We start from the raw sequence: 12,376 nt of genomic DNA, 5'->3' as shown, positions 1-12,376 counted from the left end.
TATGATTGAAGCACTTCAAGTTAGTTTTAAAGCAAAAGATACCTTTCTGATCAACAACATCGATTTTAGTTGTCAGAACGGGGAATTTATTGCTGTATTGGGACCTAATGGTGCAGGTAAATCAACCTTTTTAAGTTTACTTGCTGATGAGTTACATCAACCTGGTAATCGCATCTTATTGAAAGAATGTGAGTATCCGAAATGGTGCAAAAAGACATTGCCTAAACACAAAGCTAAATTCTCTCAATCATTTAACACTGATATTCCCCTACAAGTTGAAGATGTAGTGATGATGGGGCGATACCCCTATTTTGAACACACCCCTTCTGAAGAGGACAAAAAAGCAATCCAGCACAGCATGGAGTGTATTGATGTATGTCCGCTTCAACACAGGGAATACAATCACTTGTCAGGAGGAGAAAAGCAACGCGTACATTTAGCACGTGTCTTATCTCAACTCAACAATCCAATAGAAAATAAATTGTTGTTTTTGGATGAGCCGCTGAATAATTTAGATGTTTTACATCAACATAAAATTCTTGATCTGATCAAAGAATTTACGAGACAAGGAAATACAGCCATTGTTGTTATTCACGATTTAAATATTGCTGCGCAATATGCTGATCGCATCCTTTTACTCAACAAAGGAGAAAAGGTACTTTACGATACTCCTGAAAAGGTATTAACCCAAGAGACGATTTCTCAGGTTTATAAATTTCCGTGTATTGTAACAAAAAACCCAGTTAATAACGCTCCATTAATCATCTTTGGAGTATAAAAAACATTAAAAATGAATACTGAAATATTAGCTTTAAAAGAACGTTGGGCACAATTAAAAGAAGAAAACCCACGTTTGCGTATACGAAATGCCGCTGCAGAATTAAATGCTAGCGAAATGGAATTACTAGCGACTACTTTAGGAGAGACAGCTACTTTACTTCGTCCTGAAATAGTAGCTATTTTAAGCGAAATCGAATCGTTAGGTAAAGTTATGGCTTTAACACGCAATGACGAATGTGTACACGAGCGTAAAGGAATTTACAGTAATCCTGATTTTTCTAATCCTCATGCTGGTTTATTCGTAAACCCAGATATCGATTTACGTATCTTCTTATCGCATTGGAAATATGTATTCGCTGTAGTAGAAGAAACAGGAAATATTGTGCGTAAAAGCTTACAGTTCTTTGGTAAAGATGGAGAAGCTATCCACAAAATTTACTTAACTTCAATCAGCAATGCGGATGCTTTTGATGCTTTAGTTGCTAAATACAAAGCGGACGTTCAGGAGTTTAATGATAAAACAGAGCCTTACATCCAAAATTTAGATGAGCGTTTAGACGAAGAGGTAGATGTTGAAGCATTCAGACAAGAATGGGAAAGCTTAAAAGATACGCACAACTTCTTCAGCTTACTTAAGAAATACAACGTTACAAGAACTCAAGCGTTGCGTTTAGCGCCAAGTGAATTCTATGCAAAACAAATCTCTAAAGATGCGATTATCACATTATTAGAGCAAGCTTCTGCAGAAAAAACGCCAATTATGGTGTTTGTAGGAAATAGAGGAAACATCCAAATCCACACAGGAGAAGTAAATAAAACGATGTGGCACCAAAACTGGTACAATGTTTTAGATCCAGACTTTAACATGCACTTGGACATGGATAAAGTAGCTCAAACTTGGGTGGTACGCAAACCAACAGAAGATGGTATTGTTACTGCAGTTGAGGTATTCAATGAAATGGGTGAAATCATCGTTCAGTTCTTTGGAAAAAGAAAACCTGGAATTCCAGAATTGGAAACTTGGAGATCTATTGTTGCTCAATTAAACTAAACCAAAATACAAGTATACTCAAGTGCATTTATTCACCAAGAATAGATGCACTTTTTTTTGCCCTCTACCGTTATTTTTTCCTCTTCTACCGTTAAAAAAACTTGATTTCTATATCAAAAAATTTGAATATAAATCTACTCAAAACTTCCAAACACGGGTAGAATCACGCCAAAGCCAAGGCAGAATCAGGGGTATAAAAGTTATTAACAATATTTGATAACTTAATCTAAAATAAAGTTGACATCATAGCATCTAAATAGTAACTTAGCACTGTTCACTTTTGATTTAACCCTTAGTTGTAAGAGTATAAAACCAAGTGAGTTATGCAAAAACCAAGTAACATTTTTGACTGAAGCGTCCAGTGTTTACTGCCTTTGCAAAAACTACGTCTGTTATTAATTTAAAAATATATTGCTATGTCTATTTTTGATAAAAGAGTTAACTATAAACCATTCGAATACCCAGGTATCTACCAATTTACAGAAGCTATCAACAAATCATTTTGGGTGCATAGTGAAGTAGATTTCACAGCAGATACACAAGATTTCCATTCTCACTTGACAAAAGAGGAACAATTGGCAATCAAACATAGTTTATTAGCTATTGCTCAAATAGAAGTAGCAGTAAAAACGTTTTGGGGAAATTTATTTGGTCACTTTCCAAAACCAGAATTTAATGGTTTAGGTGCTACTTTCGCAGAATGTGAATTTAGACACTCAGAAGCTTATTCTCGTTTATTGGATGTATTGGGTTACAATGACGAATTTGAGGCGTTGTTAACGATTCCAGTAATCAAAGAACGTGTGGAATATTTATCTTCTGTTTTAGAAAATTCAAATAATAGCACGGATCGCAAGAAATATGTAGTATCGTTAATTTTATTTTCGTTACTAATTGAAAATGTATCGTTATTTAGTCAATTTGCCATTATCCTATCTTTCACAAGATTCAAAGGATTAATGAAAAACGTAAGTAACATTATTGCTTGGACTTCTGTTGACGAGCAAATTCACGCAAATGCAGGAATCTATATCATCAATATTATCCGTGAGGAATACCCAGATTTCTTTGATGAAGAATTAATTAACCATGTGAATGATGTTGTAAAAACATCAATTGATATTGAGGCTAAAATCCTAGATTGGATTTTTGAAACAGGTACGATTGAAACGGTTAATAAACATGACTTACTAAACTTCATGAAATTTAGAGTGGATGAAAGTATGTTGAAAATCGGATTGAAAAAAGTGTACAATATCACGCAAGAGCAATATAAACCGATGGCGTGGTTTGAAGAAGAAGTTTTCGCTAACAGTTTAGACGATTTCTTTGCAAAAAGACCAGTAGATTATACGAAACACGACAAGAGTATAACCGCTGAAGATTTATTCTAATTAACCCCTTATAATTGCACAAAATTACTATGAACAATTTCGCATTACCACTAGAAGTAAAAGAGAACGATAACCTACAAGAAAAACTGTGGTGGAAAAACTCAGAGAGTGAGCAGATCCTAAACAGAGGTTATTTGTTGAAAGGAGAAACGGTTGAAGGAGCTATTGACCGTATTACAACGGCAGCTGCAAAGCGCTTGTTTAAACCAGAATTGAAAGAGTCTTTTCAAGAGATGATTGAACGTGGATGGATGAGTTTAAGTTCACCGATTTGGGCAAATATGGGAACAGAACGCGGTTTACCGATTTCTTGTTTCAACGTAAATATTCCGGATAGTATTGAAGGGATTACGCACAAATTAGGGGAAGTTATTATGCAAACCAAAATTGGTGGAGGTACTTCAGGCTATTTCGGAGGCTTACGCGAAAGAGGGAGCGCAGTTACAGATAATGGTAAAAGTAGTGGTGCGGTAAGCTTTATGAAGCTTTTTGACACAGCTATGGATACGATTTCACAAGGGGGAGTAAGACGTGGTGCATTTGCGGCTTATTTGGATATTGATCACCCAGATTGTGATGAGTTCTTAAACATTAAAAACATCGGAAATCCAATTCAAAACTTATTCTATGGCGTAAGTATTCCTGACTATTGGATGAAAGAAATGATTGATGGAGATAAAGAAAAAAGACAATTATGGGCAAAAGTACTTGAAAGCAGACAGCAAAAAGGAATGCCTTACTTATTCTTCTCTGACAACGTAAATAGCAACAAACCACAAGTATACAAAGATTTAAATATGCGTATCAACGCAAGTAATCTTTGTTCAGAAATTATGTTACCTTCTTCTGATGATGAATCATTCATCTGTTGTTTATCTTCTATGAACTTAGAGTTATACGATGAGTGGAAAGATACAGAAGCTGTAAAATTAGCGATTTTCTTCTTGGATGCAGTATTACAAGAATTCATCGAAAAAACAGAAGGAAACTACTACTTAGCTTCAGCAAACCGCTTTGCAAAAAGACACAGAGCTTTAGGTTTAGGAGTTTTAGGATGGCATTCATACTTACAAAAGAACATGATTCCATTCGAAGGATTAGAAGCTAAAATGTTGACGAACAAAATTTTTGAAGATATCAGTGCAAAAGCAGATAAAGCTTCTCAAGAATTAGCTCGTATTTACGGAGAGCCTGAAATCTTAAAAGGATACGGAAGAAGAAATACAACAACAATGGCTATTGCGCCAACAACATCATCTTCTGCTATTTTAGGACAAACATCTCCTGGAATTGAACCTTTCAGTAGTAATTACTACAAAGCAGGTTTATCAAAAGGAAACTTCATGCGTAAAAATAAATACCTAACGACTTTATTAGAGTCTAAAGGGATGGACAATGAAGAGACTTGGAGAAACATCATGCTTTCTGGAGGAAGTGTTCAACAATTAGAAGGATTAACAGAAGAAGAGAAAGCTGTTTTCAAAACATTTAAAGAAATCAGTCAATTGGAAATTATTCAACAAGCTGCCATCAGACAAAAATATGTGGATCAAGCACAAAGTTTGAATTTAAACATTCCTTCTTCTCTGCCAATTAAAGATGTAAACCGCTTGATGATTGAAGCGTGGGAATTAGGAGTAAAAACGCTATACTACCAAAGAAGTCAAAGTGTTTCGAAAGAAATGGTAACAAACTTGGTGAACTGTAGCAGTTGTGAATCTTAATCAAAAAATAAATATAAAAGCCTCAAAAAGAATTTTTTTGAGGCTTTTTGCTTATTCGTCCTACTCACATTATTAGACTCACTTGCAAACCTCCTCAAAAACGATGTATCAGACTATTTTTAAGTCATTTCACTACTTAGCCGCACTTATGTCGAATAATAAAAAAATAAGCGCTTAAAACGCCTAAAAATAAAAAAGGGCACTTAACACCTTGGTTAAGTACCCTTTTTATTTATAACGAATAAAATATATTAAATATCAAATCCCATTGATACCCCTAATTTTGAGGCAATCACTTTAGCAACCTTTCCTTTAAGTTCTGGAATTTTTACTGATTCCATTACTTCATCTGTAAAGGCATACATCAACAACGCTTTTGCTTCTTTTTGAGGAATACCGCGCTGACGCATATAAAACATGGCATCTTCATCTAATTGACCAATTGTACATCCATGTGAACAACGTACGTCATCAGCAAAAATCTCCAACTGTGGTTTCGTATACACTTGTGCTTTATCGCTCAACAAGATGTTGTTACTTTGTTGGAAACCATCAGTTTTTTGTGCGATTTTATCTACGTAAATCTTACCGTTGAATACCCCTACTGAATTGTCATCATACAATCCTTTGTAGTTTTGGTGGCTTTCACAGTTTGGACTATCGTGAGAAACTAAAGTATAGTGATCCACGTGTTGTTTTCCTCCGATTAACGTAATTCCTTTCATTGTACTATCAATACGCTCTCCGTCTTGATAGAAATTCAGGTTATTACGCGTTAATTTTCCACCAAAAGAAAACGTGTGAACAGATACTCTACTCTCTTGTTTTTGTTTGATAAAAGTATTGTCAATTAACGTACCTGTATCTAAATCGTTTTGCAACTTATAGAAATCAACGATAGCGCGTTTGTGACTAAAAATTTCCGTTACAGAGTTTGTGAAGATGCTGCACTCATCTAAACTTTGATGACGTTCTAAGATTTGAACGTGTGCATTTTCACCAACGATAATCAAGTTACGTGGTTGAACCAATAAGGCTTGTTCTCCTGCTGTTGACAAGTATACAATCTCGATTGGTTTAGAAACCACTTTACTCTTTGGAATATTGACAAAAGCTCCTTCTACTGCATAAGCAGCATTCAAAGCACTTAAGCTATCTTCCTTGTCTGTTATTGTATTGTAATACGTATCAATTAACATCTTGTACTTTGGTTTATTCAAAGCAGAAGACATTAAACATACGTCTAATCCATCATGTGTAGTAGACGATAAGTGAGAGCTGAATACTCCATTGATAAATACCAATTTATACGTATCCGAATCACTTAAAAAGTATTGTTTTACATCTTTGTAATCAACCGCTACTTCTTTCTTAGGAACCACACAAAAATCTTGCTTTAAAATTGAATTTAAAGACGTGTATTTCCACGCTTCCTCTTTTTTTGTAGGGAATCCCTTATCTTCAAATGTCTTGAGTCCTTCTAAACGAATATTGTGTAGCGTATCGTGCTCTCCACTCAATTGTTGTTCAAAAGCAACAAAAGACGTTATTAATTTATCTTTAAGTTCCATATTCCTTATTTACCTATTAGATTAAAATGACTGTGTCCTGTTCTATTAAATCGCTTTGATTATAGCGATTCTTTGATCCAGTCGTATCCTTTTTCTTCTAATTCTAAGGCTAATTCTTTTCCTCCTGTTTTTACAATTTTACCATCGTGTAAAACGTGTACAAAATCAGGAACGATATAGTCTAATAAACGTTGGTAGTGCGTAATTAAGATTACAGCATTATCCTCGCTTTTTAATTTATTTACTCCATTAGCAACGATACGCAATGCATCGATATCTAATCCTGAATCCGTTTCATCTAAGATTGCAATTTTTGGCTCTAACATAGCCATTTGGAAAATCTCATTTCTCTTTTTCTCACCACCTGAGAAACCTTCATTTAATGAACGAGATAAGAATTTTCTATCGATTTCTAGTAATTCAGCTTTTTCTTTGATTTGTTTCAGCATTTCATTGGCAGGCATCTCTTCTTGTCCTTTTGCTTTTCTTGCCTCATTAATTGCTGTTTTAATGAAATTAGTCACGGAAACTCCAGGAATTTCCACCGGATATTGAAAAGATAAAAACACCCCTTTGTGTGCTCTTTCTTCAGGAGCTAATTCCCCTAACTCTTCACCATCCAATAACATTTCACCTTCCGTTACTTCAAAAGCCTCATTTCCAGCAATCACAGAAGATAATGTACTTTTACCAGCACCATTAGGTCCCATAATCGCGTGAACTTCACCCGCTTTTACTTCTAAATTAATTCCTTTTAATATTTCTTTATTTTCAACACTTGCGTGTAGGTTTTTTATCTGTAACATAAACTGTTTGTTATTTTAAATTTGTAATGATACGAATGCCTCCATTAAAGCGATGTGGATTACCCCACACTTCCTTCTAATGAAATCTCTAATAATTTTTGTGCTTCAACCGCAAATTCCATTGGTAGTTTATTCAACACCTCTTTAGAGAAACCATTAACAATCAAAGCAATAGCTTTCTCTGTTGAAATTCCACGTTGGTTGCAATAGAAAATTTGGTCTTCCCCAATTTTACTTGTTGTCGCCTCATGCTCAATTTGAGCCGTTGAGTTTCTCGCTTCAATGTAAGGGAAGGTATGAGCTCCACATTCGTTACCCATTAACAACGAATCACATTGAGAGAAGTTTCTAGCATTTTCAGCACGCGGGCCTACTTGTACTAAACCTCTATAACTATTTTGAGATTTACCAGCTGAAATACCTTTCGATATAATCGTCGATTTCGTATTCTTACCTAAGTGAATCATTTTTGTACCGGTATCCGCTTGTTGGAAATTATTTGTAACCGCTACAGAGTAAAACTCTCCAACTGAATTATCTCCTTTCAAGATACAAGAAGGATACTTCCAAGTTACTGCTGATCCTGTTTCTACTTGTGTCCAAGAAATCTTAGCGTTTGTTTCGCACAATCCTCGTTTAGTTACGAAGTTGAAAACTCCACCTTTTCCTTCTTTATCACCAGGATACCAGTTTTGTACTGTAGAATATTTAATTTCAGCATTATCCAAAGCAATTAACTCAACAACAGCAGCGTGCAATTGATTTTCATCACGAGATGGCGCTGTACATCCTTCTAAATAAGAAACATAACTTCCTTCATCTGCAATAACTAATGTACGCTCAAACTGACCTGTTCCTGCTTGATTAATACGGAAATACGTTGATAATTCCATCGGACAACGAACGCCTTTTGGAATATAACAGAATGACCCATCAGAGAAAACAGCTGAATTTAATGCCGCATAGAAGTTATCTGTTTGTGGCACTACTGTTCCTAAATATTGTTTTACTAATTCAGGATATTCTCTAATCGCTTCTGAAATAGAACAGAATATAATTCCTTTTTCTGCTAACGTTGATTTAAACGTTGTAGCGACTGAAACGGAATCCATTACAATATCCATAGCAACTCCAGACAAACGTTTTTGCTCATCAATAGAGATACCTAATTTATTGAAGGTCTCCAATAATTCTGGATCCACTTCATCTAAACTTGTGTATTTGTCTTTACTTTTTGGTGCTGAATAGTAAGATATGGCTTGAAAATCTGGTTTTTCATAGTGTACGTTGGCCCATTCCGGTTCCGTCATTTCTTTCCAGATACGGAAAGACTCTAATCTCCAGTTTGTCATCCATTCAGGTTCTTCTTTCTTTGCAGAAATCGCTCTGATGATGTCTTCATTCAATCCAATCGGGAATGTTTCAGATTCTATATCTGTATAGAATCCATACTCATACTCCTTACCTTCTAATTCTTTTTTTAAATCTTCTTCTGTATACTTGCTCATATATTGGTACTTAAAAGCAATTATTACCTGCTTCTACATTAGACTTTACTTTGTTAAAAGGGAAGAACTTAATCCTCCCTTTCTGTACTATAAAGAAAAACTTTCTCCACATCCGCAAGTTCTACTTGCGTTCGGGTTGTTAAAATAGAAACCTTTTCCGTTTAACCCTCCTGAATACTCAAGAGTTGTTCCTACTAAATACAAAAAGCTTTTTTTATCAACAGCAATTTTAACCCCATTATCTTCGAAAACTTTGTCGTCTTCAGTGGTTCCGTGGTCAAATTTCAATTGGTACGATAAGCCGGAACATCCTCCGCTTTCTACCCCTACGCGAACGTAATCTTTTGTAGAATCAAAACCTTCATCTTCCATCAAAAGAGCTACGCGTTTACTTGCTATATCTGAAACTTTTATCATACGTTGTTACTTAAAATAGATTAATTCTATACCGATTGACAAAGGTATTATAAAAAAATGGTTTCTAACACTAACTAACATATTTATAACGATTAGAAGTTTTAATACTAAAATCAATAAAATCTATTGTTGTAAACCATTTTTAATTACTTATTAAGCAGTAGATTAGCTAATTTACTACCAAATCAAAATCCGTTTAATAGTCCAAATAAATTCTTTTTCTATTTAAAAAGCTTTCGTTACAAATTTCGCATCTAATTTTGGATAAACAAGACACAAATAAAAGAAAGGATTGAACAAATCCAAGAAACGCATTTTCTCTCTATTTGTATTTCTTTTCTCTTGCACATGACTAGACCTATTTCAGATAAAAACGCCATTTATTTCACCTGCAAAAATACGCTTTTCACATTTTTTAGACCGAATAAAAAAAGACATCGATAGGATGTTCATCAAAAACAGCCCATATTTTCCATAAATGTAGTACTTTGCACTTATTAGCGTTAAAGTGAAAACGACATGAAATTATATCAAATTGAAAGTGGCAATTTTAAACTAGACGGTGGAGCTATGTTTGGCGTAGTACCCAAAGCCCTTTGGAATAAAACAAATCCTGCAGATTCAAATAATCAAATCGATTTAGGTGCCCGTTTATTACTCATTGAAGACGGCCAGCGATTAATTTTAATTGACACCGGAATGGGAACCAAACAATCAGATAAATTTTTTGGTTATTATTCGCTTTGGGGAGATCACACACTTGAAAAGTCATTGGCAAAACACGGTTTTCATCCTGATGATATTACGGATGTATTTTTAACCCATTTGCATTTTGATCACGTTGGCGGAGCAGTAAATTGGAATGCAACTCGCACAGGCTATGTCAATGCCTTTAAAAACGCGCGTTATTGGTCTAATGAAGAACATTGGAATTGGGCCACTCAACCCAATCCAAGAGAAAAAGCGTCTTTTTTACCTGAAAATATTCTGCCCATTAAAGAAAGTGGTGCCCTTCATTTTATTGAAAGAAACGATTCTGATTTAGTGTTAGAGACTGATTTAGGTTTTTCTATCTTTTTTGCAGATGGACATACCGATAAGCAAATGATTCCCATTTTAAATTACAAAGGACGTAAGTTAGCTTTTACGGCCGACTTATTACCAACAGCTGGTCATATTCCCTTGCCATATGTCATGGGTTATGATACGCGTCCGTTGTTAACGCTTAGTGAAAAAGAAAAATTTTTAAAAATGGCAGCAGATGAAAATTGGCTGTTATTCTTAGAACATGATGCACATAACGAGATAATTACAGTACAACATACCGAAAAAGGAGTACGATTAAATGAAATACTTCACGCTTCTGATATCTTAATTTAATGTTAAGCCGAACGTTTTCAATCAATTATATACTATTTTTATCGGTCTTAAACGAAATTAAAAAACAAAAACAATGCGTTTGATTAAACCAATTTATCTTTCTGCAGCCTTAGCATTTGCTTTAGCTAGCTGTGGAGGCTCAAAAGCGATCATTCAAAAACCAATTTCAGATGTAGATCAATTACCTACAAGAACGAGTGCATTACCAGAAGAACAATTGAAAAGATGGAGTCATTTAGACATCTTAAGAGATACTGTACCTGGAATGTCAGTTGATCGCGCATATGAAGAACTTTTAAAAGGAAAACCACTTCCTAAAAAAGTAGTTGTGGGAGTTATTGACTCTGGAATTGAAATTGATCACGATGATTTGAAAGATCAAGTTTGGACTAATCCAAAAGAAATCGCTGGAAATAATATTGACGATGACAAAAATGGATACATCGATGATATCCATGGATGGAACTTCTTAGGTAAATCAGTACACGAAAATGTAGAAATGGTACGTGTAGTGCGAAGAGGAGACGATGGATCAGAACAATACAAAAGAGCGGTAAAAGAGCTTGCAAAAGAAATCCAAGAGGCGAAAGAAATCCAAGTTAGAGCAGACATGTTAATGCGCGCTAACGAAAGATTAGCTACATTCTTAGGGAAGAAAGACTATACGATTGAAGATTTAAATGCAATTGGAGATGATGCTTCAGAAGAAATCACGCACTCTAAAAAAGTAATTTCAAACATTCTAAACAATGGTCGTGAGCTTTCTTGGTTAGAAACATACAAAAACTACGGAGATAGCAAATTAAAATACCACTTAAACGTAGATTACAATGGTCGTGAACTTGTTGGTGATGACCATAGCAATATCAATGATCGCGTATATGGAGACAATGATGTAATTGGTCCAGATCGCGATGAGGCAAAACACGGAACACACGTTTCTGGAATTATTGCTCAAACGAGAAACAATAATTTAGGAGGAGATGGTGTTGCTTCAGAAGTTGCTGAAATTATGGCTTTACGTGCAGTTCCAGATGGAGATGAGTACGATAAAGACATCGCATTAGCGATTCGCTATGCAGCAGATAATGGTGCAAAAGTAATCAATGGAAGTTTCGGAAAATACTTTGAAGAAAATAGCCAATGGGTACGTGATGCAATTCAATATGCAGAATCTAAAGATGTATTAATCGTTGTTGCAGCAGGAAATGATGCAATGGATTTAAACATCGAAGGTGGTGTAGAACGCTATCCAAATGACAACGTAAAAATGGGTCCAGAAGTAGCAAGCAACTTCTTAGTTGTTGGTGCTTTAAATCCAAAATTCGGTGAAAATATGGTGGCTACGTTCTCAAACTACGGACACTATGACGTAGACGTTTTTGCTCCTGGAGTAAAAATCTACGCTACAACACCACACAATACATATGAGTACTTACAAGGAACGTCAATGGCATCGCCAAATGTTGCTGGAGTTGCTGCTTTACTAAGAGCTTACTACCCACAATTTACAGCTGCTGAAGTGAAAAAAATTATCATGGATTCAGGTGTAGCTGTAAATATTAATGTAATTGTTGGAGAGAAAAGAGAAGTGAGAAACTTCAATTCAATTTCTACTTCAGGAAAATTTGTTAATGCATACAATGCCTTACTTTTAGCTGAAAAATTAGCTAAGGCAAAAAAATAATCTTTTCTATTTGTAAAGAAAAATGATCCTATACTCCACAACTTAGCTATTCTTTGTT

At 35.0% G+C, this 12,376-nt stretch carries 10 protein-coding genes; 6 read left to right on the top strand and 4 right to left on the bottom strand.

The window, feature by feature from the left end:
* Nucleotide 1: 1 nt before the first annotated feature.
* From ACUTSE_RS08420 to ACUTSE_RS08405, 4 genes are all read left to right on the top strand, one after another.
* Nucleotides 2-778, top strand: coding sequence for a heme ABC transporter ATP-binding protein (locus ACUTSE_RS08420; protein WP_002988764.1), 777 nt, complete (start codon nucleotides 2-4; stop codon nucleotides 776-778).
* Between the two features lie 12 nt (nucleotides 779-790).
* Complete coding sequence (locus tag ACUTSE_RS08415; protein ID WP_445639884.1) at nucleotides 791-1,831, top strand: hemin-degrading factor; 1,041 nt, start codon at nucleotides 791-793, stop codon at nucleotides 1,829-1,831.
* A gap of 416 nt (nucleotides 1,832-2,247) precedes the next feature.
* Nucleotides 2,248-3,225, top strand: a complete 978-nt coding sequence (locus tag ACUTSE_RS08410; RefSeq protein ID WP_002988760.1) for a ribonucleotide-diphosphate reductase subunit beta — start codon at nucleotides 2,248-2,250, stop codon at nucleotides 3,223-3,225.
* Between the two features lie 29 nt (nucleotides 3,226-3,254).
* Complete coding sequence (locus tag ACUTSE_RS08405; RefSeq protein WP_060875310.1) at nucleotides 3,255-4,949, top strand: ribonucleoside-diphosphate reductase subunit alpha; 1,695 nt, start codon at nucleotides 3,255-3,257, stop codon at nucleotides 4,947-4,949.
* 251 nt (nucleotides 4,950-5,200) lie between these two features.
* Here the strand turns inward: ACUTSE_RS08405 and sufD are convergent, their stop codons facing one another.
* From sufD to ACUTSE_RS08385, 4 genes are all read right to left on the bottom strand, one after another.
* On the bottom strand, nucleotides 5,201-6,520 hold the full coding sequence (gene sufD, locus ACUTSE_RS08400; protein ID WP_445639883.1) for a Fe-S cluster assembly protein SufD: 1,320 nt from the start codon (nucleotides 6,518-6,520) through the stop codon (nucleotides 5,201-5,203).
* A gap of 59 nt (nucleotides 6,521-6,579) precedes the next feature.
* Entirely contained in the window at nucleotides 6,580-7,326 is a 747-nt protein-coding gene (gene sufC / locus ACUTSE_RS08395; protein WP_002988689.1) for a Fe-S cluster assembly ATPase SufC, read from the bottom strand.
* Between the two features lie 59 nt (nucleotides 7,327-7,385).
* A complete protein-coding gene (gene sufB / locus ACUTSE_RS08390) occupies nucleotides 7,386-8,834 on the bottom strand; it encodes a Fe-S cluster assembly protein SufB (RefSeq protein ID WP_002988686.1) in 1,449 nt (482 codons plus the stop codon).
* Between the two features lie 87 nt (nucleotides 8,835-8,921).
* A complete protein-coding gene (locus ACUTSE_RS08385) occupies nucleotides 8,922-9,251 on the bottom strand; it encodes a HesB/IscA family protein (protein ID WP_002988683.1) in 330 nt (109 codons plus the stop codon).
* Between the two features lie 519 nt (nucleotides 9,252-9,770).
* On the opposite strand from ACUTSE_RS08385, the gene ACUTSE_RS08380 reads away from it, so the two are divergent.
* Together ACUTSE_RS08380 and ACUTSE_RS08375 are read left to right on the top strand one after the other, a co-directional pair.
* On the top strand, nucleotides 9,771-10,631 hold the full coding sequence (locus ACUTSE_RS08380; RefSeq protein ID WP_445639882.1) for an MBL fold metallo-hydrolase: 861 nt from the start codon (nucleotides 9,771-9,773) through the stop codon (nucleotides 10,629-10,631).
* Between the two features lie 73 nt (nucleotides 10,632-10,704).
* Entirely contained in the window at nucleotides 10,705-12,318 is a 1,614-nt protein-coding gene (locus tag ACUTSE_RS08375; protein ID WP_445639881.1) for a S8 family peptidase, read from the top strand.
* The last annotated feature ends 58 nt before the right edge of the window (nucleotides 12,319-12,376 follow it).

It is taken from the genome of Myroides sp. TSA_177.3, assembly GCF_052691955.1.
Note: the sequence above shows the minus strand (reverse complement) of the source record. Positions and strands in the feature narration are given on the sequence as shown.